The organism is Mesorhizobium sp. C268A (assembly GCF_040324475.1).
Lineage (GTDB): Bacteria > Pseudomonadota > Alphaproteobacteria > Rhizobiales > Rhizobiaceae > Mesorhizobium.
Genome location: NZ_JAMYVX010000001.1, coordinates 5,125,201 through 5,147,320 on the forward strand (window position 1 = coordinate 5,125,201; position 22,120 = coordinate 5,147,320).

At 62.6% G+C, this 22,120-nt stretch carries 23 protein-coding genes and 1 pseudogene; 15 read left to right on the top strand and 9 right to left on the bottom strand.

Features of this window, described 5'->3' with window-relative positions:
• The first annotated feature begins 133 nt into the window (after positions 1–133).
• The 5 genes from NKL06_RS25060 to NKL06_RS25080 all read left to right on the top strand — a co-directional run bounded on the left by NKL06_RS25060 (position 134) and on the right by NKL06_RS25080 (position 4,798).
• On the top strand, positions 134–766 hold the full coding sequence (locus NKL06_RS25060; protein ID WP_023691544.1) for a LysE family translocator: 633 nt from the start codon (positions 134–136) through the stop codon (positions 764–766).
• A 124-nt stretch (positions 767–890) separates the two neighbouring features.
• Positions 891–2,384 carry a D-glycero-beta-D-manno-heptose-7-phosphate kinase gene (gene rfaE1, locus NKL06_RS25065; RefSeq protein ID WP_023671976.1) on the top strand — a complete coding sequence of 498 codons (1,494 nt, stop codon included), beginning with the start codon at positions 891–893 and terminating at the stop codon, positions 2,382–2,384.
• Positions 2,385–2,392: 8 nt separating this feature from the next.
• A complete protein-coding gene (locus NKL06_RS25070) occupies positions 2,393–2,965 on the top strand; it encodes a D-sedoheptulose-7-phosphate isomerase (RefSeq protein ID WP_023671975.1) in 573 nt (190 codons plus the stop codon).
• Positions 2,958–3,611 (top strand): D-glycero-alpha-D-manno-heptose-1,7-bisphosphate 7-phosphatase, encoded by a 654-nt coding sequence (locus NKL06_RS25075; protein ID WP_023671974.1) that lies wholly within the window; start codon positions 2,958–2,960, stop codon positions 3,609–3,611. Before NKL06_RS25070 ends, NKL06_RS25075 begins: the two co-directional genes overlap by 8 nt.
• 206 nt (positions 3,612–3,817) lie before the next feature.
• The gene (locus NKL06_RS25080; protein WP_245267076.1) at positions 3,818–4,798 is read left to right on the top strand and encodes a phosphodiester glycosidase family protein; all 981 of its coding nucleotides are present in this window, start codon (positions 3,818–3,820) and stop codon (positions 4,796–4,798) included.
• 421 nt (positions 4,799–5,219) lie between these two features.
• On the opposite strand, the gene NKL06_RS25085 is transcribed toward NKL06_RS25080, so the two are convergent.
• The gene (locus NKL06_RS25085; RefSeq protein ID WP_023689719.1) at positions 5,220–5,696 is read right to left on the bottom strand and encodes an Lrp/AsnC family transcriptional regulator; all 477 of its coding nucleotides are present in this window, start codon (positions 5,694–5,696) and stop codon (positions 5,220–5,222) included.
• A 256-nt stretch (positions 5,697–5,952) separates the two neighbouring features.
• On the opposite strand from NKL06_RS25085, the gene trxB reads away from it, so the two are divergent.
• Both trxB and NKL06_RS25095 read left to right on the top strand, forming a co-directional pair.
• Positions 5,953–6,927: a thioredoxin-disulfide reductase gene (gene trxB / locus NKL06_RS25090; protein ID WP_023671971.1), complete on the top strand. Its 975-nt coding sequence runs from the start codon at positions 5,953–5,955 to the stop codon at positions 6,925–6,927.
• 80 nt (positions 6,928–7,007) lie between these two features.
• Positions 7,008–7,904 carry a LysR family transcriptional regulator gene (locus tag NKL06_RS25095; protein ID WP_023671970.1) on the top strand — a complete coding sequence of 299 codons (897 nt, stop codon included), beginning with the start codon at positions 7,008–7,010 and terminating at the stop codon, positions 7,902–7,904.
• 22 nt (positions 7,905–7,926) lie between these two features.
• Here the strand turns inward: NKL06_RS25095 and NKL06_RS25100 are convergent, their stop codons facing one another.
• From NKL06_RS25100 to NKL06_RS25110, 3 genes are all read right to left on the bottom strand, one after another.
• Complete coding sequence (locus tag NKL06_RS25100; protein ID WP_023671969.1) at positions 7,927–8,424, bottom strand: methyltransferase family protein; 498 nt, start codon at positions 8,422–8,424, stop codon at positions 7,927–7,929.
• Positions 8,425–9,149: 725 nt separating this feature from the next.
• Complete coding sequence (locus tag NKL06_RS25105; RefSeq protein ID WP_023691542.1) at positions 9,150–11,201, bottom strand: elongation factor G; 2,052 nt, start codon at positions 11,199–11,201, stop codon at positions 9,150–9,152.
• 247 nt (positions 11,202–11,448) lie between these two features.
• Entirely contained in the window at positions 11,449–12,309 is an 861-nt protein-coding gene (locus NKL06_RS25110) for an alpha/beta fold hydrolase (RefSeq protein WP_023671967.1), read from the bottom strand.
• Positions 12,310–12,456: 147 nt separating this feature from the next.
• Here NKL06_RS25110 and NKL06_RS25115 point away from each other — a divergent pair, with 147 nt between their 5' ends.
• Together NKL06_RS25115 and NKL06_RS25120 are read left to right on the top strand one after the other, a co-directional pair.
• Positions 12,457–13,008: a methyltransferase family protein gene (locus NKL06_RS25115; RefSeq protein WP_023691541.1), complete on the top strand. Its 552-nt coding sequence runs from the start codon at positions 12,457–12,459 to the stop codon at positions 13,006–13,008.
• Positions 13,009–13,056: 48 nt separating this feature from the next.
• Entirely contained in the window at positions 13,057–13,452 is a 396-nt protein-coding gene (locus NKL06_RS25120; protein ID WP_023691540.1) for a (R)-mandelonitrile lyase, read from the top strand.
• Between the two features lie 57 nt (positions 13,453–13,509).
• On the opposite strand, the gene NKL06_RS25125 is transcribed toward NKL06_RS25120, so the two are convergent.
• Positions 13,510–14,712, bottom strand: coding sequence for a pyridoxal phosphate-dependent aminotransferase (locus tag NKL06_RS25125; RefSeq protein ID WP_023691539.1), 1,203 nt, complete (start codon positions 14,710–14,712; stop codon positions 13,510–13,512).
• A gap of 274 nt (positions 14,713–14,986) precedes the next feature.
• On the opposite strand from NKL06_RS25125, the gene NKL06_RS25130 reads away from it, so the two are divergent.
• Both NKL06_RS25130 and NKL06_RS25135 read left to right on the top strand, forming a co-directional pair.
• On the top strand, positions 14,987–15,886 hold the full coding sequence (locus tag NKL06_RS25130; protein ID WP_023691538.1) for an EAL domain-containing protein: 900 nt from the start codon (positions 14,987–14,989) through the stop codon (positions 15,884–15,886).
• Positions 15,883–16,743, top strand: a complete 861-nt coding sequence (locus NKL06_RS25135) for an EAL domain-containing protein (protein ID WP_023689726.1) — start codon at positions 15,883–15,885, stop codon at positions 16,741–16,743. The genes NKL06_RS25130 and NKL06_RS25135 overlap by 4 nt, the downstream gene beginning before the upstream one ends.
• A gap of 100 nt (positions 16,744–16,843) precedes the next feature.
• On the opposite strand, the gene NKL06_RS25140 is transcribed toward NKL06_RS25135, so the two are convergent.
• Positions 16,844–17,044, bottom strand: coding sequence for a hypothetical protein (locus tag NKL06_RS25140; RefSeq protein ID WP_023689727.1), 201 nt, complete (start codon positions 17,042–17,044; stop codon positions 16,844–16,846).
• A 230-nt stretch (positions 17,045–17,274) separates the two neighbouring features.
• Positions 17,275–17,487 (bottom strand): cold-shock protein, encoded by a 213-nt coding sequence (locus NKL06_RS25145; RefSeq protein WP_015316174.1) that lies wholly within the window; start codon positions 17,485–17,487, stop codon positions 17,275–17,277.
• Between the two features lie 298 nt (positions 17,488–17,785).
• On the opposite strand from NKL06_RS25145, the gene NKL06_RS25150 reads away from it, so the two are divergent.
• Complete coding sequence (locus NKL06_RS25150; protein WP_023689728.1) at positions 17,786–18,112, top strand: hypothetical protein; 327 nt, start codon at positions 17,786–17,788, stop codon at positions 18,110–18,112.
• 164 nt (positions 18,113–18,276) lie between these two features.
• On the opposite strand, the gene NKL06_RS25155 is transcribed toward NKL06_RS25150, so the two are convergent.
• Positions 18,277–18,858: a methylated-DNA--[protein]-cysteine S-methyltransferase gene (locus NKL06_RS25155; RefSeq protein WP_023691537.1), complete on the bottom strand. Its 582-nt coding sequence runs from the start codon at positions 18,856–18,858 to the stop codon at positions 18,277–18,279.
• A 177-nt stretch (positions 18,859–19,035) separates the two neighbouring features.
• Here NKL06_RS25155 and NKL06_RS25160 point away from each other — a divergent pair, with 177 nt between their 5' ends.
• Positions 19,036–19,965 (top strand): lytic transglycosylase domain-containing protein, encoded by a 930-nt coding sequence (locus NKL06_RS25160; protein WP_023691536.1) that lies wholly within the window; start codon positions 19,036–19,038, stop codon positions 19,963–19,965.
• A gap of 5 nt (positions 19,966–19,970) precedes the next feature.
• On the top strand, positions 19,971–20,459 hold the full coding sequence (locus NKL06_RS25165; protein WP_023691535.1) for a GNAT family N-acetyltransferase: 489 nt from the start codon (positions 19,971–19,973) through the stop codon (positions 20,457–20,459).
• Positions 20,460–20,745: 286 nt separating this feature from the next.
• On the opposite strand, the pseudogene NKL06_RS25170 reads toward NKL06_RS25165, so the two are convergent.
• Positions 20,746–21,083 (bottom strand): annotated as a pseudogene (locus NKL06_RS25170) (hypothetical protein).
• 325 nt (positions 21,084–21,408) lie between these two features.
• Here NKL06_RS25170 and NKL06_RS25175 point away from each other — a divergent pair.
• Complete coding sequence (locus NKL06_RS25175; RefSeq protein WP_023691533.1) at positions 21,409–21,960, top strand: DUF4142 domain-containing protein; 552 nt, start codon at positions 21,409–21,411, stop codon at positions 21,958–21,960.
• Positions 21,961–22,120: the final 160 nt, after the last annotated feature.

Genomic DNA, 22,120 nt, shown 5'->3' on the forward strand with positions numbered 1-22,120 from the left:
AAGGCCTCTGGTTGCTTGCGATTCCGGTCCTTATAAGGGAGGGCAGCCGGGCTGTCGATGAAGCACCACGACGACATAGTGAGACCGCGAAGCGGCCCGCTTTATTCGAGGCCCGCAAGCTAGGGGACAAAAAATGCCGTCGACCGAACTGCTCATTGCGTTTTTCGCCACCACGGCGATCTTTGCCTATATTCCAGGACCGGCCATGCTCTATGCCGCCGCGCAGACCATGGCGCGCGGGCGCTGGTCGGGGCTGACGGCGGCACTTGGCATCCATCTTGGCGGTTATTTCCATGTCTTTGCGGCTGCCGCCGGGCTGTCGGTGCTCTTCCATGCGGTGCCGCCGCTCTACATGGCGGTCAAGCTCATCGGCGCGCTCTATCTGATCTGGCTTGGCGTGTCCTTGTTCCGCAAGCGCGGGGACGGTGACAGGGCGCTGCCGACGATCGAGCGCAAATCGGCGCGCCGCGCATTTTTCGAGAGCATCACCGTCGAAGTGCTCAATCCGAAGACGGCGATCTTCTTCATGGCGTTCCTGCCACAGTTCATCGATGCCTCGGCGGGGTTCCCGGTGTGGCTGCAATTCGTCGTGCTGGGCACCATCGTCAATTTAATGTTCTCTTCGGCAGATATTGTCTGCGTGTTGCTGGCAGGCATGGTGATCGCCCGGCTGAAGCGCTCCAGCCGTGCGCAGCGGATCATGCAGCGGGCGGGCGGGGCGGTGCTGGTCGGACTGGGCGTCCACGTCGCGTTGCAGAAGAGCTGACGGCCGCCCTGACGTTGCGCTGCGCGGATTTGCGGTATATCGGCTTCGCCATGAACGATCCGGCCCGTAAATTGACAATTTTCAGCGTGATTGAGGTCGGCCTTTCCCTCGCATTGCCAGTGACATGATCAAGCACAATCCGCCTTCGCCCGAACCTTTGCACCGCGCCATTGCCCGCTTTGGCGACGTTGCCGTGCTGGTGGTCGGCGACTTCATCCTCGACCGTTTCGTCAACGGCGTCATCGAGCGCATCTCGCCGGAAGCGCCGATCCCGGTGCTGCACGGGCGCGGCGAGACCTCGACGATGGGCGGCGCAGGCAACGTTGTCGCCAACATCGTCTCGCTGGGTGCCAGCGCTATTCCCATATCGGTGATCGGCACCGATGTGGCCGGCGACAATCTGGTGCGCATGCTGCGCGAACTCGGCGCCGATACGGCTGATATGGCGCAGGAGCGCGGTCGCATGACGTCGTCGAAGAGCCGCTTCAGCGCGCTCAATCAGCAGGTGCTGCGCTTCGATGAGGAAGAGATCAAGCCGCTCGACGACAAGGAACGGGCGGACCTGGTCCGGCATTTTCGCGCCGCACTCACGCGCGCCGACATCGTCATTCTGTCCGACTATGGCAAGGGCATCTTGCTCGACGGCGTCGCCGCCGACCTGATCGCCATCTGCCGCGAGGCGGGAAAACCGGTGCTGGTCGATCCCAAGGGCCGCGACTATGCGCGCTATGCCGGCGCGACCGCCATCACGCCCAACCGCAAGGAGCTTGGCGAAGCTGTCGGTCGCCCGGTTTTCGCCGACGACGAGATCGTCGCGGCGGCACGCCAGCTGATTTCGGCACATGGCTTCGACTTCGTCGTCGCCACCCGCAGCGAAAAGGGCATGAGCGTCGTCGGCGCGGATGAGGCGCGCCACATCGCCACCCAGGCGCGCGAAGTGTTCGACGTTTCGGGCGCCGGCGATACGGTAATCGCGAGCTTCGCGCTGGCTCTGGCCGCGGGCGCCGATCGCGTCATGGCCGCCTCCATCGCCAATGCCGCCGGCGGTGTGGTGGTGGGCAAACGCGGCACCGCGCGGCTGACCGTGGAGGAACTCACCGGCGCGCTGTTCCGCTCGCACGGCCCCACCGCCCATAAGGACGCCATCCTCGATGCCGCATCGGCCGCGCGCATGGTGGCGGCGTGGAAGGACGAGGGCCTGAGCGTCGGCTTCACCAATGGCTGCTTCGATATATTGCATGCCGGCCATGTCAGTCTTCTCCACGCGGCGCGCAGCCAGTGCGACCGGCTGGTGCTCGGCCTCAACAGCGATGCCTCGGTGCGTCGGCTGAAAGGCGCAGGGCGCCCGGTCAACGATCAGCATGATCGTGCCTGCGTGCTCGCCGCCCTGGCCTCGGTCGATGCGGTCGTGGTGTTCGAAGAGGATACGCCGCTGGCGCTGATCGAGGCGCTTCTGCCCGACATTCTGGTCAAGGGCGCCGACTACACGGTCGAAACCGTTGTCGGCGCCGATGTGGTGCAGAAGGCGGGCGGGCGCGTCGTCCTGGTCGACCTTGTCGCCGGCAAGAGCACCACCGGCACGATCGGCAAATTGCGCGCCGGCGGCGGTACCAACTGAGGGATTTCATGTCCGGACTGAATGACTATCTGGTCCGCTCGGCGGCCGCGATCACCGCGACAGTCGAGCGTGACCTGACCGCCGAGATGGAACGTGCTGTGAGTGCGGTCGTCGCCGCGCTTTCCTCGGGCAAGGCGCTGCTGGTCTGCGGCAATGGCGGCTCGGCCAGCGACGCCATCCACATTGCCACCGAACTGGTCGGCCGCTTCCTTAAGGAGCGCAAGGCCTACAATGTGATTGCGCTGCCGGCCAACGCGGGCATGCTGACCGCCTGGGGCAATGACTATGGCTTCGACACCGTGTTTTCGCGCCAGGTCGAGGCGCATGGCGCGCCCGGCGGCGTGCTGCTTGCCATCTCGACCAGCGGCAATTCGCCGAGCATTCTGGCTGCCGCCGAACAGGCTCGGATGATGGGCATGACGGTGGTCAGCCTCACCGGCGACAGCGGTGGCAAACTCAAGCCGCTCACCGACATACTGCTCAACGTGCCCTCGACCTCGACGCCGATCATCCAGCAGGGACATCTCTGCCTCTACCACTATCTCTGCGAGGTGGTGGAAGACCGTCTGTCGAATGGCTGACACCGGGGCCTACGGTCCATACCCGCTGGCTGAGCCCGGCCTGTGGGTTGAGCGGGTGGGTTCGCGGGTGTTTCCAGCCAACGCGCCGGCGCTGTTCCTCGACCGCGACGGCACCATCAATGTCGACACCGGCTATCCCGACGATCCAGCCAAAATGGCGCTGCGCGACGGCATCGTGCCGGTCATCGCGGCGGCCAACCGGGGCAACATCCCGGTGGTCATCGTCACCAACCAGTCCGGCATCGCGCGCGGCTATTTCGGCTGGAAGGAATTTGCCGCGGTCAACGGCCGGGTTCTCAAGCTGCTTGCCGCCGGCGATGCCTTCGTCGACATGGTTCTGGCCTGCGCCTACCACGAGGCGGGCAGCGGGCCACTGGCGGTCGCCGACCATCCAATGCGCAAGCCCAATCCGGGCATGCTGCTACAGGCCCGGCAGCGTCTCGGCCTCGATCTCAAGCGCTCGCTGATAGTCGGCGACAAGGCCGCGGATATGCAGGCCGGACAACGTGCCGGCCTGCCGCGCGGCTGGCTGGTGGATGGCGAGGGAAGTAATGAGCCGGGCTTCGAGGTTCTGCCGCTGCGCAACCCCGATGATCTGGAACGGCTTTTGAGAGCTGTCGAGTCGCTCGGATCGAGACTGATTTAGCTTTCCGGATCTGTTGCGACGCAATCTCAATGGGTTAGCTTGAGCGTTTCACCGTTTCGCAGAAACGGCGAGCCGATCCATTTCTTTGCTTTGACGCTATTCCCCAGGAAAGCACCACGCTCTTTTGCGGAAAAACTGCAGAGATCAGACATCATTCAAGCAAGAAATTTGCAGATGTCATTCCATCGAAGAACGAGGGGAATTCATTGAAGAAAGCAATCTCTGTTGCCGTTGTCTTGTTGATATTGGCTGTGCTTTCAGCCGTGGGGTATGTCTGGCAAAAACACGGCGTGTATGGGCTCAATGCACTTCTTCGCCGCGGCGGAAGCTACTGGATCGCCGTTGCACCCGGCGATGCGCGTCTCTCGCCTGCCATGCAGCTTGCGTTGAAATCGGAAATTCCTGATGTGACCGCTGGAGCCAGCTCATGGAATGAAACCGAGCCTGGATTCCAGGTCAGAGAAATCCCCGTCATGGCGGGCGACCGTGAAATTGACCGGCTCTATCTCAACCGTTTCGATCCAGCCAAATTCCGTTTCGTTGCCCGTAACGAGCCCAGTGGTGCCAAGGACATCGACCAGTGGGAAGCGGCACTCAATCCACAAGGCACAGGCGGCACCGTTCTGATCGTCAATGGCAGTTATTTCGGACTGAAGGGCGAAGCCGACACGCCCTTTGTCAGCATGGGTGCGAGGCTCGGGCCGGATGAATACGATGCGAAGGCCGGCGCCTGGTTCGTGAATGCCTCCGGCACGCATGTGGTCGATCTCAATTCACGTGACTGGCGCGCAGTCACGGAGAATGCCGAAAACGCTATGGTTTCCTATCCATTGCTTGTCGGTGAGGACGGCCGCAACAATGTACGCGCCAAGAGCAACTGGTTGGCCAACCGCACCTTTATCGCGGAAGATCGTCAGGGCTGGATCATCGTCGGTTCGACCAAGGACGCTTTCTTCTCGCTGGACCGGCTAGCAAACTTCCTGTTGCAGACCGACCTCGATCTCAAGACGGCGCTAAACCTCGATGGCGGGCCTGTTGCCTGCCTCAGCGTCCGCTCCGGGAACTACCGGTTGAAACACTATGCCAAGTGGGAAGCCCAGGTCGCGGATGGCGACGTCTCACTGCTTCAAGCACCGCTAGATGTGCCCTGGGGATTGCCTGTTGTTCTCACGGTGGAGCGCAGGTAGCAGATCCTGCCCTTGGCAGGGTGGGTCAAAGTACTCCCGATTCCGTAGCTGAAACCGGATGGCATATTCAACCTTGGCCGCTCATGTTCACGCAATCTGACCCGGAATACCCTACGATTTCGGCGCCAGAATTCGCTTTCTGGCTCATATTCGTCGTCAACATGATTGTGATCGGCGCGGCGTTCTCGCGTCAAAAAACATTTTCCGTCTCAAATGGTTGCCGCATGTCATCACATTCGTCTGGCTTGCTTGCTCACTATTTTGCTAGCCTTTTTAGCTTTGCCGGAGATGTCCCCTGGTGAGAGCCCCGGCCCTGGGGACGGCTTCATTCTTTTGCCAGTTGTCGGAGAGGTAGCAGTGTGTCTGTTGGGGTATGTCTTGGTCGGCATCGCACATGCTTTTTCGAAGTTAATCTCGCTTATCAGGCGCTGAACGCCACCAGCCCTTCGTCCTTGACGCGGCGGATGGTCAGCGCGGTGCGCACCGTGTCGACATTGGGGGCCGAGGCCAGTTCTTCAATGACGAAGGTCTGGAATGTGCCGAGATCGCTCGCCACGCAATGCAGCAGGAAGTCGGATTCGCCCGAGACCATCCAGGCGTCGCGCACGATCGGCCAGCCGCGAGTGCGCTCGGCGAAAGCTTTGAGCTCCGCGTCGGCTTGGTGATGCAGGCCGATCAGGCAGAAGGCGACGACATCCATGCCGAGCGCCGGCGCGTTGAGCAAGGCGCGATAGCCTCTGATGATGCCGGTTTCCTCCAGCCGCCGGACACGGCGCAGGCAGGGCGGGGCGGAAATGCCGACACGGCTCGACAGTTCGACATTGGTCATGCGCCCGTCGGCCTGAAGCTCGCGCAGAATCTTCCAGTCGATGGCGTCGAGGTCGGCTTTCAGGGGCATGGCGGTCTCGGCTTAGCGCAAGAATCTTTCGCGCTCTCGTCCTTAAACGACTTTTGTGTCGATGCCAGCCCTTTGGTCGGGCGATTTCGCAACCGTAACGAAAGCGGCCATTGCGCGAATAAGCCTGTAGGCCGAAGCTTTCCGGGGACGACGGCCTGATCGTCTTGCTGGTGTGGTTGGCAACCCTTACATTGCCAGCAGCATTTCACGTCGTTTTCCAAGGCACACTCGATTGTCTGCCCCGCAGAGGCTTTAGATGACCACCAAGCACGCGCCTGTCCTTATCATCGGTTCCGGCCCGGCCGGCTATACCGCCGCAGTCTACGCCGCGCGCGCCATGCTCAAGCCGATGCTCGTAGCAGGCTTGCAGCAGGGCGGGCAGCTGATGATCACCACCGATGTCGAAAACTATCCGGGCTTCGCCGATCCGATCCAGGGCCCGTGGCTGATGGAGCAGATGCTGAAGCAGGCCGAGCATGTCGGCACTGACATCGTCAACGACATCATCACCGAGGTCGACCTCAATGTGCGGCCGTTCCGCGCCACGGGCGATTCCGGCACCACTTACACGGCCGATGCGCTGATCATCGCCACCGGTGCGCAGGCGAAGTGGCTGGGCATCCCCACCGAACAAACCTTCATGGGCTTCGGCGTGTCGGCCTGCGCCACCTGCGATGGTTTTTTCTATCGCGGCAAGGATGTCGCTGTCATCGGCGGCGGCAATTCGGCGGTGGAGGAGGCGCTCTATCTCTCCAATCTGGCGAAGAGCGTGACCGTCATCCACCGGCGCAACGATTTCCGCGCCGAGCGCATCCTGCGTGAGCGGCTGTTGAAAAAGGACAATGTCCGAGTCATCTGGGACACGATCGTCGACGAGATCACCGGCCGGCCCGGCAAGACGCCGCTGCCGCCTTCGGTCGAAGGGCTGAAGCTCAGAAATGCGATGACCGGCGAGGTCAGCCATCTCCAGGTGGACGGCGTGTTCGTGGCGATCGGCCATGCGCCGGCGGTGGAATTGTTTGTCGGCAAGCTGAAGCAGAAGCCGAACGGCTATCTGTGGACGGCGCCGAATTCGACCCGCACCGATGTGCCCGGCGTGTTCGCCGCCGGTGACGTGACCGACGATATCTACCGTCAGGCGGTGACCGCCGCCGGGCTCGGCTGCATGGCCGCGCTCGAGGCGGAAAAATACCTGGCCGGCATCGAGGTGCACCGCGAAGCGGCGGAATAAAATCTATCAAGACGGCGTCGCAAGCCGTTCAAAAGCCTGATTTTTCATTCAGACGCCAAAAACAGAACGAGGGGAACTCAATGGCGTTGGACTGGGACAAGCTTCGCGTGTTTCACGCAGCGGCGGAGGCTGGGTCGTTTACCCATGCCGCCGAGACTTTGCACCTGTCGCAATCGGCGATTTCACGCCAGGTCAGCGCGCTCGAACATGATGTCGGGGTGCCGCTGTTCAATCGCCATGCCCGCGGCCTGGTGCTGACCGAGCAGGGCGAAATGCTGTTCCGCACGGCGCATGACGTGCTGATGAAGCTGGAGACCATCAAGTCGAAGCTGACCGAGGCCAAGGACCGTCCCTCAGGCGTGCTGAGGGTAACGACCACGGTCGGGCTCGGCGCCGGCTGGCTGACCGAGCGGGTGCAGGAATTCATCGAGCTCTATCCGGAAATCAGCCTGCAGCTGATCCTGGCCAATGAGGAACTCGACCTCACCATGCGCCAGGCCGACTGCGCGATACGGCTGCGCCAGCCGCAGCAGCCCGACCTTATCCAGCGCCGCCTGTTCACCGTGCATTTCCACCTCTATGCCTCGCCGTCCTATGTCGGCAAGCACGGCAAGCCGACCTCGGTCGCCGATCTGAAGAACCATCGCATCGTCACTTTCGGTGTGCCGGTGCCGTCGCATCTGTCGGAGCTGAACTGGCTGGAAACGATCGGCGATTTCGACGGTGGGCAAAGGGTGCCGACGCTGCAGATCAACGACATCTTGTCGATCAAGCGCGCCGTGCAGGGCGGCGCCGGCATCGCCATGCTGCCCGACTACGTGATCTCCAAGGAATCGGATTTGGTGCAGCTTTTGCCGGAGACCGAGGTGCCGTCCTTCGACACCTATTTCGCCTATCCCGATGCAATGAAGAACCAGGCCAAGCTGCACGTCTTCCGCGACTTCATCATCGCCAAAGCGCGCAGCTGGTCATTTTAAACATGCCCTTGGGAGGTGCTGGTCACCCCCGCCAAGGCGTCAGCCGTGGCAGCCAGCCGGGAACATTGCGGCGGTAGGTCTCGTATTCGCCACCGTAGCGGCGGGCGAGAGTCGGCTCCTCATAGAACCTGACGAAAGAGCCCATGACGATCGCGCCGATGGCGGCATAGGCAGCGACGCTCCAGCTTGAAAACAGCAACGCCTGGCCGAGGATGATCGACAGCACGGCGACGTACATCGGGTTGCGGACATGGCGGTAGACGCCGCCGATCACCAGTCTCTCGGTGGGTGCTACAGGCGCCGGCGTGCCCATGCCTTCGAGCGCGAAGCGGGCAAAGGAATGGACGAGCAGGGCGATGGCCGCGACGATTAGGATGGAGCCAGCCGGCACGAAGCCGGGCACCGTCGACAGCGGCAGACGGTAGCGGTCCGTCAGCAGCCAGGGCACCAGCCCGGCCACGACACAAGGTGCGGCGATGAAGAAGACCGCGCTGCCGGCGATCGCCTGGGGTGTCCGCATGTCAGGTCTCCCTTCTTCCGGCCGACCCTTCCCATCCCGCTGCCGCAAAAATAAACGCCTGCTGCCCGATTCAACGTCATTCGGCTTTTTGCCCGCGAGCGCGAGAATCAGCCCGACTTGCGGTTCTGCGAAGGCAACCGCACGGTCGCGCCATTCATTTGGCAACTTTTCGTGGTCCTATGGCCCCTAGACATGGGTTAGACCACAGCCTGTACCTTTTTGCATGCGTGTGTTGCAAAATAGATGCTTGTTTCTTGGGCATGAACAGCACATATATAGATCATCTCCTGGGCGCGTTCTCCTCCCATTAGCGCCCTCGAGTGTTCCCCTCTGGAGGTTAGCCTTAACAGGCACTTCCAATCAAACTCAGCCGGATCTTCATTGATCCGGCTTTTTTGTTTCCGGGCCTGCCGTAGCCAGCGAAAAATCGAGCAAAATCGCCGCGTAACAGTGACATGTAACCTCAGGTAACATGCCGCAGGCGCGATTCATCGTTTAAGCAGATCATAGGACGCGGTGTGGTTCGACCGGGAGATGGGGGCATCACTCGGAAGATCCGGGCTCAGGCGGCTACCGCGTCCGAACCTATTCGTCTGTCAGTGCCGCATGGCGCGGCGGATACGTGCGGCGGACCTGCCGTTTTCCTCCCAAGAAGACGGTCCGCAATAAGAGCGGCGTCCGGGTCATCCGGGCGCCGTTTTTTGTGCGGATCATCCTTCGGCCTGTCAGGCAGCCTTGCCGTTGGCGTTCATCGCCTCGTCGGCCAACCGACCGGTCAGCTCGGCCATGTGATCGAAGGCGCAACGATAGCTGGCGACGCCGGAGGTCGCCGAGCGCAGTTCGATGATCAGGTCGCCGATCTCGGCCTGCGGCATGGTCGCCTCCACGACATCCCATCCCGGCCAGTCAGGCCGCGCGTCGTAGCCAAGGATCTGGCCGCGCCGTTGCGGGATCAGCGCGATGATCTTCGAAGTGGCTTCGGACGGCGTGACGATCTCGACCTTCATGACCGGCTCGAGCAGCACCGGCGAGCAGGCCGCCATGCCTTCCTTCATGGCCAGCTTGGCCGCCATCTGGAAAGCCATGTCGGAGGAATCGACGGCGTGGTAGGAGCCGTCGGAGAGGTTAACGGCGACATCGACGACAGGGAAGCCGAGCGGGCCGGATTTCAGATAATCGCGCACGCCGGTTTCGACCGACTGGATGTAGGTCTTGGGCACGACGCCGCCGGTGATGGTGTCCGAGAACTGAAAGCCGGAGCCGCGCGGCAGCGGCTTGATCTCGATCACCACATCGCCGAACTGGCCATGGCCGCCGGACTGCTTCTTGTGGCGGCCGCGCTGCTGCACCGTCTTTCGGATCGTCTCGCGATAGGGGACGGCAGGCGCATGGCCTTCGACCGGAATCTGATTCTTGCCTTCCAGCCGCTCGCGCACGACCCGCAGATGCATCTCGCCATGGCCGGACAGCACGGTCTCGGCCGAGTCCTGGTTGTGGCGCAAGGTGAGCGAGGGATCTTCCTCGGCCAGGCGCTGGATGGCCGCCGACATTTTGACCTCGTCCTTGCGCTCCTTCGGCCGTAGCGCAAAGGCAAAGACCGGCTGCGGCGGCGTAAGCGTGACCAGCGGCTTGATACCGCCCTTCGTGGAACTCAACGTCTGGCCGGTCTTGACCTCGTCCAGCTTGCCCAACGCCACCGTGTCGCCGGCCTTGGCAGCGGTGAGCTTGGACTGGTCCTTGCCGAGCATCTTGTAGATGCCGGAGACCTTCGCCGTCTCGCCATTCGACAAATAGAGTTCGGCTGCATCGGCGATCTGGCCGGAGAGTACGCGCGACACGGACAGCTTGCCGCCATGCGCGGTGTGGATGGTCTTCATCACCTGGACCACGGTGTGATTGCCGTCGGGGACGCCGAGCCGTTTGCGCGTCGCCTCGACATCCGGTGCGTCATGGCGGATCGCCTTCAAAAGGCGCAGCACGCCGTTGCCTTTTTCGGCGGTGCCGATAAGCACCGGCGTTATGGCGCCGGCGCGCAGGTCGGCGGACAGATCGTCGAAGACCGCGTCTTTCGGCGGCTCGATCTCCTCCAGCAACTGCTCCATCAACTGGTCGTCATGGTCGGCAAGCGTCTCCAGCATGGAGAAGCGAGCCTCCAGTTCGCGCGCCTTGTCGTCAGTTGGAATTTCGGCAACCTGGCTTTCGGCATATTCGCGGTAGATGTAGGCGCGCTCTAGCGCCAGGTCGATGGAACCGATCACCACATTGTCCTTGCGCAGCGGAATCTGGCGCAGCAACAGCGGCGCCGCGCTCGTCGGCTGCAGCATCTTCAGCGTATCGCGTACGCCGGCGATTGCCTTGTCGACCTTGTTGAGGAACAGGATGCGCGGCACGCCGTGATCGTCGAGCTTGCGCATGATGAGCTGCAAGGCTGGGATCTTCTTCTCGTCGGCCTCGGCGACGACCACCGCGAGATCGCAGGCTGCCAGCACCGGCTCGGCCTCGAAGGAGAATTCGATCGATCCGGGACAGTCGACGAAGGTGATCTGCTCGCCCATGAATTCGGTGGTGGCAAAGGTCGCCTCGACGCTCATGGCGTGCGCCCGCGCCTCGGGCGAATGATCGGAAACGGTGCTTCCCGATGAAACGGGATTTTGGCGGGGGATGGCGCCCGTACGGGCGAGGATGGCTTCGAGAAGTGTCGTCTTACCGCTTGCAAAGGGACCGACTATGGCAATGCATTTCGGTCCCGTGCGTCGTCCTCCGGCGCGAGTACCCATGGCTGACCTCCACTCAGGCTTGGCCCTTGGAGTGCGATCAGCAAAAGTGGAAACGGTTTTGCGCCGATCGCACCCTGTCGTGAGCGGCGGCCGGCCTGTTCGACCGTCGCGGGGCGGGGTTGTTTCTCTTAGCCACCTGCCCAAGCCCATCGTCCCACGGGTTAGCCGGCAGGGCAAGGAAAATAGGAATCCGGTGCGCCGTCAGGCGGCCGAGGCAAGACCCCGGGATCAGAACCGTCCGGCGATTTCAGCTTGCCTGGGTGCGGCGCGTGGGCGTGGCGGCTGCACTCTGCTTCACCACCATCTCGGCGTAGCGCGACAGCAACGGGTTGAACAGGTCTGGGCGTTCCCAGAACGGTGCATGGCCGGCGCCTGATATGACATGGCATTGTTCCCACAGCAAGCCATAGGCCACCGTCTCGAAGTAACTCAGCCGCACCAGCGGATCATGCTCTCCATTGATCACCGCAACCGGGAACGGGGCGTGCTCGACCACCTGTTTCTGGTCGGCGCCCTTGCCGGCAAACATGCTGCGCGCCACGCCGGCGCGAAGCCTGCCGTCGGTGCGCCTTATGGCTTCGCGGAAAGACGGACTGGCGGTATCGCCGAAGCAAAGCGCCTCGAAGCGCTCGATGTCGCGTTCGGAGTAGACCTTCTTGGAGGCCAGCAGCATGTCCCAGTTGGCGTGAAAGCCGCGCAGCATGCCAAGCGGCCCCCGCGACACCGGCGGCGCTCCGGTCAGCACCAGGCCGCTGACCGCATGGTGAAAGCTGGCCAGTTCGACCGCCACATGGCCGCCGAGCGACCAGCCGAAGATGATGGCGTGGCCGATGCCCAAAGCGTCGAGAAGCCGGGCTGTGGTCTGGGCAAGGCCGGTAATCGTATAGGCGGTCGCCGGGTCGCGGGCATCGGAGGACTCGCCGTGGCCGGGAAGGTCGAAGGCGATCAGCCGATGGCCGTCGGCAAGCGGGCTATCGAACTGACGGGCAAACACGGCGCGCGAACTGCCCGACCCATGGATCATGACGATGGGCATGCCGGACCCAGACGACTGGCTGAGGCGCAAGTCGGCCTGCGGCGTGCGGATGGTGCGGTGAGTGATGCTCATGCTGGATTAGACCTTGAGATTTGCCTGACCGCCAACATCGCATCGCTGGCTCTATATGTTCTTTAAACATGTGGTTAAGAAAGGATTTCTAAAGAGATAGCCGGCACGATCGCTGGCTCCATGGCAATCACGCGCGGAATCCCGACAATGGAACCAGTCCTTGATCTTCTTGTCTCGATCTGCAGCATCGCGACGCTTGGCCAATATGTCTGGTCGATGCGGGCGCATTTCCAATCGCAGGCGATGTCTCCAGGCGCCATGGTGATTTCGGCGGCGGTCATCGCCACGGCGCTGTTCCTTCTCGCCATCCTTTGGATCCAATCGCAGCCGGGTTCGGCAAAGCTCACCGGACTTGCCGTCGAACTGGCGAGCTCTGCCCTGTTCTGGTGGGCGATTGTCACGTCGCGCAAGGCGCGATTGCGCTTCGCCTTCGCACCCGACGATCCACACAGCCTGCTGACCGACGGCCCCTACGGCCATGTCCGCCACCCCTTCTATACGTCCTACATCGTCTTCTGGATCGGGTGGGGGATCGCGACCTGGTCGATCTGGGCGGTGGTGCCGATCGCCGGAATCGCTATCCTCTATGTGTTTGCGGCGCTGGACGAAGAGAAGAAATTTTCGCGCACGCCGCTGGCCGGAGCCTACGCGGACTATCGCGTACATGCCGGCCTGTTCTGGCCCCGGCTGGGGTGGTAGCCGGCACCGGGGCAGGGTAGGTTCTGCCAAACTTAGGGATCACCAGAGATGAAGATCATTGCCTGCGGCAGCGTGCCGACCATCATCGCGCCGGACCAGTATTTCACCGGCCGCGTGCTGCAGACGCCCATCATCGAGAAGGAAGCGCCGGCCCGGCTCAGAGCCACGCTGGTCAGCTTCGAGCCCGGTGCGCGTACCCACTGGCACACGCATCCGCTGGGGCAGACGCTTTATGTCACTGCGGGCGCCGGCCTTGCGCAGGCATGGGGCGGGCCGATCCAGGAGATCAAGGCGGGCGACGTCATCTCGTTCGAGCCGGGCGAGAAGCACTGGCACGGCGCGGGTCCAAAGACGACAATGACCCACGTCGCCATGCAGGAAGCGCTGGACGGCGTCCACGCAGATTGGATGGAAGCGGTCACGAGCGAGCAGTATGGCGGCTGAGGTCTGCTCTTGACAAAAACCCGGCTCGAAAGGCCGGTTTCATGTCTCGGAGCCTGATCAGGTCAGCGATGCCGTGAACCGCTGGATGCGCGTGCAGGCTTCCTCCAGCAGCGTCTCCGACGTCGCGTAGGAGATGCGGAAGTTGGGGCCGAGGCCGAAGGCCGAGCCGAACACCACTGCGACACCCTCGCCTTCGAGCAATTCGGAGCAGAAAGTCTCGTCGGTGTCGATTATCTTGCCGGCTTTGGTCTTCTTGCCAATCAGCTGGGCGCAGGACGGGTAGACATAGAAGGCGCCTTCCGGCGACGGGCAGGTTATGCCCCGCGCCTGGTTGAGCATCGACACGACGAGGTCGCGACGGCCCTGAAAGATCGCCTTGTTCCTGGCGACGAAATCCTGCGGGCCGTTGAGCGCCTCGACCGAGGCCCATTGCGCGATGGTGCAGGCGCCCGAGGTCTGCTGGCCCTGGATCATGTCCATCGCCTTGATCAACTGGACGGGACCCGCGGCATAGCCGATGCGCCAGCCGGTCATGGCGTAGGCTTTCGAGACGCCGTTCATGGTCAGCGTGCGCTCGTAGAGTTTCGGCTCGACCTCGGCGATCGTCCTGAAGACGAAGTCGCCATAGGTCAGGTGTTCGTACATGTCGTCGGTCAGTGTCCAGACATGCGGATGCTTCAAGAGCACGTCGGCCAGCGCGCGCAGCTCGGCTTCCGTGTATGCGGCGCCGGACGGGTTCGACGGCGAGTTCATCAACAGCCATTTGGTCTTCGGCGTGATCGCATTTTCCAGCACGGCGGGAGTGAGCTTGAAACCATTGTCGATCGAAGTATCGGCGAACACCGAGGTGCCGCCGCAGATCGCCACCATTTCGGGATAGCTGACCCAATAGGGGCGGGGGATGATGACCTCGTCGCCTGGGTTCAGCGTCGCCATGAAGGCGTTGAACAGGATCTGCTTGCCGCCGGTGCCGACAATGGTCTGCTCGGGCTTGTAGTCGAGATTGTTCTCGCGCTTGAATTTTTTCGCGATCGCCTCACGCAGCGGCGCGATGCCCGAAACCGGCGGGTATTTGGTCTCGCCGCGGCGGATCGCCTCGATCGCCGCATTCTTGATGTTGTCGGGCGTGTCGAAATCCGGTTCGCCGGCGCCGAGGCCGATAATGTCGCGGCCGGCATTTTTCAGCTCGCGGGCTTTCTGCGTCACCGCGATGGTGGCGGAAGGCTTTACGCGGGCAAGGGCGTCGGCAAGAAAGGCCATGGCCAGATATCTCCAGAGGGGTCGGCGCAACCGCAAACAGCTGCGGCGCCTCTCATGTCGCATCGACCCGGCAAGTGCAAGCATTGTCGGATGAGCCAGGGTCAAGGACCCGTGGAGATCGGCTTTTTGGAGCGCGTGCATGACGGTTTCACTCTGCGTTGCGGGCTCTGCAATCGACGCCTATCCCCGGCAAGACTAAATTCATCAACGGCCGCTAAAACCTTTGACGGCAGGATCGCCAGCCATTTCGCCTGTCTCGCGGAGCGAGGGACCCTTGTCGCGCAGCACCGGGCTTGCCCACATCATCCGTCACGATGACGGCACCGCTTCAGGTGTCTGGGGTCCCTACACGCTGCAGAGCGCCTTTCAGCCGATCTTCGCCTTCAAGGAGGGCAAGCTCTCGATCGCAGCATTCGAGGGGCTGATCCGGCCGTTTCGTGACGGCGAGCCGCAATCGCCGATGAACTTCTTCCGCACCTGTCCGGCCGGCGACCGCCTGCATATCGAGGCGCTGACGCGCACGCTGCATTTGCTCAATGCCGGCGCCTGCCTGTCGCAAGAGGCTTCGATCTTCGTCAATTTCGATCCGTCGGTGTTTACCGAGCGCTCCATCGCCGATAACGCGCTGCGCGACATGCGGCTGGTGCTGCACGAAGCCGGGATCGATCCGCGCCGCATCGTGTGCGAGGTGACCGAGCAGAAGTCGGCGTCGCAGGAAACGCTCTACAGCTTTGTCGAGGCGCTGCGGGCCAATGGCTTTCGCATCGCTGTCGACGATTACGGCGCCGATGAATCCGACATCAACCGCATCAAGGAGCTCAAGCCCGACATCGTCAAATTCGATGCGCACTGGATCACGCAACTCATGGAATCGGGGGCCGGCTTTGCCCTGCTGACTGCCATGGTGACGAACTTCGAACTACAGGGCATCCGCACCGTGTTCGAAGGCATCGAGGAAGGCTGGCAGCTTGAATTGGCCGAGAAATCCGGCGCATCGATGGTGCAGGGCTTCGTGCTGGCGAAGCCGGAACTGGCGCCGACCAGCTTTCGCGCTTTCGGCAAGGATACGCAGCCGTCTGTCGCGGCGGCCGAGCCTGGCAAGACGCCTGCCGGCCCGACTGCAGCGCCTCCGGCGCGGCCGGGCAGGGTGTTCGGGCGCAGGACCGGGCCATGACCGGGCAGCGCGAGAGGCGTCGCGATATCGGCGAAGCGATCTTTGCCGACGAGGTCGGCATCGAATATGGCGTCTATGGCGCGTTCCGGCTGAAGAGCGCCTACCAGCCGATCTTTGCGCCACGCGGTGGCGCGTTGGCCGCGGTTGCCGTCGAGGCGCTGATCGAACCGCAGCGCGCTTCCATGCCGGTTGCACCGGCCATGTTCTTCGACAGTGTTGCGCCGGGCGACCGCCTGTTTGTCGAGACGATGTGCCGGATGCTGCATCTGAAAAACTTCCGCAACATCGGCGTCGACGGGCTCGACCTGTTCTTCAATTACAACCCGATGATCAACGATCATCTCGGGCGGGCGCTGGCCGAGATCCGGCTGATGACGCGGCATCTCGGCGATCTCGACCTGCATGCCGCCATGCTGGTCTGCGAGATCACCGAACAGGCGGCCGACGATAATGTGCTGGCCCCGCTGGTGCGCGAGATGCGGCGCCACGGCATCCGCATCGCCATCGACGATTTCGGCACCGGCCACTCGACCGCGGAGCGGATGAGCCTGCTTCAACCGGATATTGTGAAGATCGACGGCGGCTGGTTCGCCGAATTCTGCCGCCACGCTGCCGCCGAGCGCTTCTTCCGGCCGCTCGTCTCGTCGCTGCACGATCGCGGCGCCAAGGTGCTGGTCGAAGGCATCGAGCAATCCGTGCATCTGCGCGTCGCGCTGGATGGCGGCGTCGACCTGCTACAGGGGTTCCATCTCGGCCGCCCGGCGCTGGCCGGCACGATCTTCAACCGGGAGCCGCTGTCGATCGAGGCGCTGCTTGGCGCCGACAACAAGGTGGTGCCGCTGCATCTGCGGCGCTGATTTGTACTCGCGCTTGCCGCCGCTTCGCGGCTCGTTCCGGACGGGACGCCAACGGGCGCGATGCCCGGTTGGGCTTGCGGCCTTCGGCCGTAGCGCGCATTCAAAGAGGGCGAACTCGGCCCGCGTGAAGTTCAGCCAAAGCCTGCTCGGCAAACTTATCCAGCCGGCCAGCCTTGGCGTCCGCCTCGATCTGCATCTCCCACACCTCTGCCCGATACGCTGCGAACCATTTGGTAAAGGCCTTTAGTTCTTTGGTGTTCAGGGCTGCGATGGATCTTTCAATCTGTTCGAGCTTGGTCATGGGGCGAAACTAGCATGGCCATCGTCCAATTCCAGACAAACAAAAAGGCGGGATAAATCCCGCCTTCCCATTTTCGGTAGCCTGATCGGAGCTTTAAGTCCGGGCCGGCAGCTATCTGCTGATCCAGCTTGTCGGGTCTTTCCGCTCCAGCGCGCTTCTCGCGCGACCGTCAGTACATCCGTGACTTGCCGCGCGCCCCGAACTCTCGTCCGGCGCGCGCTATCGCAAAATCAGGCTGCCTTGCTCAGAGAACCAGCGGACGACTTGCCTGTGCGGCGGTCCTGCTCGATCTCGAAGTTGATTTTCTGGCCTTCGACCAGGGTCGACAGTCCAGCGCGCTCGACAGCGGAGATGTGAACGAAAACGTCCGCACCGCCCGAATCAGGCTGAATGAAGCCGAAGCCCTTGGTGGCATTGAACCACTTGACCGTACCAGTTGCCATATGAATAGTCCTCGCATTTGCTTTGGTTTGACCGAACCGAGGTTCAGCCGGTTTGTATCGAGATTTTGGAGATAGACGTCAGCAAACGCGAAGATCGCGAGGCCCGGATCGATCGGCCGAAATATCAATGGAGCTGATATAGGCGGGTTTCGCACCAAAAACAAGATGGCTCGAAAAATGGCGTTGCGGTGGCGCCGCCCAAAGGGCGCCCCAATCGCATGAAAGCGTCGAGCAATCGGGAAGACCGGGACGCCCGACGGCGTTAGTCCGGTTTTGGGAGACTGTCATGAAAACGGTTGTGAAAACCATTCTGCTTGCCGCCTGCCTGACGCTGGCGGCCGCCGAGGCGCAGGCGATCTCGCGCTACGACCCCACTCGTATGAGCTGCGACAGGGTGCAAGGCACGATCGCCCGCCAGGGCGCGGTCATCCTGCGCTATCAGTCCAGGCGCGTGCCGGGGCTGCCGCTCTTCGACCGCTATGTGCAGAGCCAGCAATTCTGCAATGTCGGCGAGGTCAGGAAGCGCGCCTATGTGCCGAGCGCCGACACCGAATCCTGCCCGGTCTATCTCTGCAAGCGGATCGAGAACGACCATTTTCATCGCCGCTTCCTGCGCCGTCATTAGGGCATATTGATATTCAGGTGAGGCCGGCCTGCGAACGATGGTCTTCTGCGCTTCCGGCGCCCACGTAGATTAAGTACGCTCCGCTCCGGTTCTCGAAGACCATAGTTCTCGGTGCGGCCTGGCCTGAATCTCAACATACCCAGCCGGCATACCCATTCAAGCTCTTAGAACCCGAACGAGACCTGCGCCGCCGGCGGCGGGCCGACGCGCACGCCTTCCATGGCCAGCATCTTTTCCTTGGTGGCCGAGCCGCCGGGCGCCGAGAAGCCGCCGATCTTGCCGCCCGCGGCTAGAATCCGATGGCAGGGGATGACCAGCGGCACCGGGTTGGCGCCCAGCGCTGCCCCGGTTTCGCGCGGCAGGCCGGCTTGGCCGGCGCGCTTGGCCAGTTCGCCATAGGTGGTGGTTTCGCCGTAATGCAGTTTCCGCGCCGCGTCGTAGATGGCGAGACGGAAGTCGTCGACGCCGTCGAGATCGACCGGCACGCCGGAGAAATCGACGTCCTCGCCTGTGGCATACGCCTTGATCGAGGCGATCAGCTCGACCACCCATTGCGGCTGCCCAGTGTTCGCAGTGGTATTGGCGGCAACACCGGCATGCCGCATCAGCCGGCGCTCCACTGCTTCGCGGCTCCTTTCGGGCAGGCAGAGCCGGATCAGGCCCTTTTCGCTCCAGGCGATGCCCATGAAGCCGATCACTGTTTCTAACACTGCGTGGCCGGCTGTGATCGAAGATGCCGTTTCCATGATGCGCTCCTTTCCGCAAAGCGGCGAAAACCGGGATACCAACCGGTACATATGCAGAACAATATGGCATCTGATCCCGGCTCTCGCCACCCGAAAACCACCAGATGGTCCCGATTGCCCACCAGGAATCGCTGGTGTAAGGACTTCTTAACAACCGACAAATCGGACCCGCGCGGCTTGCCAGCAAAGTTCAACCTTATCGCGATCTCTGTGATCGTCGGCGCAGCTGCCCTCAGCGGCTGCCAATCGACCTCGCAAATGAAGGCTACGCCTGCGCTGACCGAAACCGCGACCGCCGCCGGCAGCGATGCCGGCTTCACCTTGCCGCTGCCCGATACGGTTTCGGTGCTACCGCAATCCTCGGGCATAACACCCGTCCAGGCGGCCGAAGCGACGCCGGCCACGCCAGCGCTCGATGGCGCAGCGCAGCCGGTTGCCGCGACGGCGGCCTTTGCCGGCGCGACGCCCACGGCCCCGGCCGTGCCTGCGGTGATGGCCGCCAATGCTTGGCAGGCGCCTGCGCCCGCCAACGCCGGACAGCCGGTCGCGGCGCAATATACGACCGCCAGCCTTGTCATGCCGGCGACCGCCAAGGGCGGCCAGAACGCCATGCCCGGCGTGCAGCAGGTAGCCTATGTCGTGCCGCAGAACCCGGCTTCCCTGGGCCAGTTCCCCGCCGCGCCGCTCGGTCTCCCGGAAGAAGAGCATGCGACCGGCATGCGCGGCGACGTCGACCGGCTGATCCAGAAATACGCTGCTCTCTACGAGGTGCCGGTCGATCTGGTGCGCCACGTCGTCAACCGCGAAAGCACCTACAATCCCAAGGCTTACAATAACGGCCATTGGGGGCTGATGCAGATCAAGCACGCGACGGCGCGCGGCATGGGCTATGACGGGCCGGCCAAGGGCCTGTTCGACGCCGAAACCAATCTGAAATACGCGGTCAAATATCTGCGTGGCGCCTGGCTGGTGGCAGGTGGCAACGCCAAGAAGGCCGATTGGCTCTACCAGACCGGCTATTATTTCGACGCCAAGCGCAAAGGCCTGCTCGAGGCCACCGGCCTCGGTGTCGACCGCAAGCGCCGCCGGCTGCAGCCCGACGCCTGAGCGCGATGCCTGAACCGCGCCCGCCGGCTCCAAACGACATCCGGCTGCGCAAAATCCTCGACGAGACGCTCGTTGCACCGCACTGGCCGGCCGGCTTTACCATGCGCTGCTTCGAACATGGTGACGCGCAGCCCTTGCATGCGCTTTTGAGCGAGGTGTTCGACGACGGCACCGACGGCCCGTTCGACGAATGGTGGCCGCGCATATCCAGCGATGCCGAATTCGACCCGGCGCTGTGTTTCCTGGTCATCGACGCCAAGGGACGGCTGGCGGCGGCAGCGCTGTGCTGGACGAGGGCCTTCGTCAAGGACCTCGCGGTCCATCCCGAAGCGCGCGGCAAAGGCATTGGCGAGGCGCTGATGTGGCAGGCTTTCAACGCCTTTCGCGATCGAGGCGCGGCCCATGTCGACCTCAAGACCAACACGGTCGAGAACGCCGCCGCGCTCAGGCTCTACGAGCGGTTGGGAATGATGCCTGTCGCCTGGGAAGGGTAAGGGTTTTTTCTTGCCGCAATTCCCTGGGGAAAACGCTACGCGCTTTTCACGGGAAAACCGGTTCCCACCTTTCCTGGAATTGCTCGAGCGCTGTTGAAATCCTTCGGATTGTGAACTGCTTCACATTGGCCGCTGCAACCGGATGCTAACTCACCATCCATGCCTTTCGACCGATGGCGGATCGACGACTGGCAGATGTGGAGGGGCTGCACCGGCATGTGTTCAGCCACTCCTTGGCGGGTCCCAGGCGGGGGTTTGGGGCCCGCCAGTCGTTTTACGGTCGCCCTCAGATATCGGGCGCATTACCGATCTTCTTTTGAGCTCAATCGCCCAGGCGCGGCCCTCGTCGCCGCCCCACAGCAGCCAAGCGATATGGCCGGCAGATGGATTGTCTTCATTGCCGTAATTCTTGCCGCGCTTGTCGACCTCGTGGCGGGCGAAGTAGCTGACCATGCGGCGGATGGTGGATGGCGCCAGCTTTTCGCGGTTCTTGAGTTCCGTCGCCCGCGCCACGCCGATCTCGGTGCCGCCCCGGCCGAATTCTCTTCGCAGCCTCAACCCCTTGGCGGCATTGTCGGCCACCACTTGCGGGCAGCGCAGATCGATCTCTTCATCCTCTTGCATGTGTCTCCCCAGCTCCGGAAATCTAACCTGCAGACGCAATACAGGGAAGTGCAACCGGCTCCCAATGCAGCGCCGTCCATTAGGATCAGCGCGCCATCGGCATCTGCGAGATCCTGTGGAACCTTATGGATTTCACGCCTGAGGGTCGGCCGAACTGGAACGAACAGCTGCAATATGGCGAGGCGTGCTGTCCTGAGGTTTGTCCGCCAGGGGCTCGGGACGGCTCTTCGGCAGATGGTCGCTGACGAATAGTTCTCCGGACGCAACCCTGCCGCCAATGCCGCGTTTGATTAGCCGAGGGAAATCTTCAAATCGGAGAACTCAGATGAAAACGCTTCTCACCATTGCCGCCGTCGCCTTGTTCGCCGGTGCCCCTGCCGCCCTTGCGGCCAACTCGACTGCGGTCGCGCCTGCCATGGCCGCCAGCAAGGTCGATACCCCAACCTTCGTCAAGACGGTGCCTAGCTCCAACGAATTCGAAATCCAGTCGAGCAAGCTCGCCGAGGAGAAATCCAAGGCGGCTGACGTCAAGAAATTCGCCAAGCAGATGGTCAAGGACCACACCAAAGCCGGCAAGGAGTTCAAGGCGGCGCTGAGCCAGGGCCAGACCACCGGTTCGACCAAAGCCGCGGGGCCGGCCCTGCAGCCGAAGGAGCAGGCAATGCTCGACGAGTTGAAGAGCGCAAGCGGCAAGGATTTTGACGCCAAGTACATCCAGATGCAGACGGACGCGCACAAGGAGGCCGTAGCCCTGTTCAGCAGCTATGCCAACTCGGGCGACGACCCGGCGATGAAGGAATTCGCCAAGAAGACGCTGCCGACGCTGCAGATGCACGAGAAGCACGTGAAGGAACTCGCGGCCGCGCATCAGGGTTGAGGACTGGTGACTGGCCAGCAATAGCATTCTACGGCGCCCCCCTCTGTCCTGCCGGACATCTCCCCCACGAGTGGGGAGATCAGCAGCGTCGGCGCCGTGCTTTTCTTGCGACGGTGAAAATTGGCGAAGGCTGAGGCGACAGCCAATCTCCCTGCTTGTG

Coding starts and splice junctions, on each gene's coding strand:
- NKL06_RS25060 (WP_023691544.1), top strand. CDS start 134: ATGCCGTCGACCGAACTGCTCATTGCGTTTTTCGCCACCACGGCGATC.
- rfaE1 (WP_023671976.1), top strand. CDS start 891: ATGATCAAGCACAATCCGCCTTCGCCCGAACCTTTGCACCGCGCCATT.
- NKL06_RS25070 (WP_023671975.1), top strand. CDS start 2,393: ATGTCCGGACTGAATGACTATCTGGTCCGCTCGGCGGCCGCGATCACC.
- NKL06_RS25075 (WP_023671974.1), top strand. CDS start 2,958: ATGGCTGACACCGGGGCCTACGGTCCATACCCGCTGGCTGAGCCCGGC.
- NKL06_RS25085 (WP_023689719.1), bottom strand. CDS start 5,696: ATGCCCCTGAAAGCCGACCTCGACGCCATCGACTGGAAGATTCTGCGC.
- trxB (WP_023671971.1), top strand. CDS start 5,953: ATGACCACCAAGCACGCGCCTGTCCTTATCATCGGTTCCGGCCCGGCC.
- NKL06_RS25095 (WP_023671970.1), top strand. CDS start 7,008: ATGGCGTTGGACTGGGACAAGCTTCGCGTGTTTCACGCAGCGGCGGAG.
- NKL06_RS25100 (WP_023671969.1), bottom strand. CDS start 8,424: ATGCGGACACCCCAGGCGATCGCCGGCAGCGCGGTCTTCTTCATCGCC.
- NKL06_RS25105 (WP_023691542.1), bottom strand. CDS start 11,201: ATGGGTACTCGCGCCGGAGGACGACGCACGGGACCGAAATGCATTGCC.
- NKL06_RS25110 (WP_023671967.1), bottom strand. CDS start 12,309: ATGAGCATCACTCACCGCACCATCCGCACGCCGCAGGCCGACTTGCGC.
- NKL06_RS25115 (WP_023691541.1), top strand. CDS start 12,457: ATGGAACCAGTCCTTGATCTTCTTGTCTCGATCTGCAGCATCGCGACG.
- NKL06_RS25120 (WP_023691540.1), top strand. CDS start 13,057: ATGAAGATCATTGCCTGCGGCAGCGTGCCGACCATCATCGCGCCGGAC.
- NKL06_RS25125 (WP_023691539.1), bottom strand. CDS start 14,712: ATGGCCTTTCTTGCCGACGCCCTTGCCCGCGTAAAGCCTTCCGCCACC.
- NKL06_RS25135 (WP_023689726.1), top strand. CDS start 15,883: ATGACCGGGCAGCGCGAGAGGCGTCGCGATATCGGCGAAGCGATCTTT.
- NKL06_RS25140 (WP_023689727.1), bottom strand. CDS start 17,044: ATGACCAAGCTCGAACAGATTGAAAGATCCATCGCAGCCCTGAACACC.
- NKL06_RS25145 (WP_015316174.1), bottom strand. CDS start 17,487: ATGGCAACTGGTACGGTCAAGTGGTTCAATGCCACCAAGGGCTTCGGC.
- NKL06_RS25155 (WP_023691537.1), bottom strand. CDS start 18,858: ATGGAAACGGCATCTTCGATCACAGCCGGCCACGCAGTGTTAGAAACA.
- NKL06_RS25165 (WP_023691535.1), top strand. CDS start 19,971: ATGCCTGAACCGCGCCCGCCGGCTCCAAACGACATCCGGCTGCGCAAA.
- NKL06_RS25175 (WP_023691533.1), top strand. CDS start 21,409: ATGAAAACGCTTCTCACCATTGCCGCCGTCGCCTTGTTCGCCGGTGCC.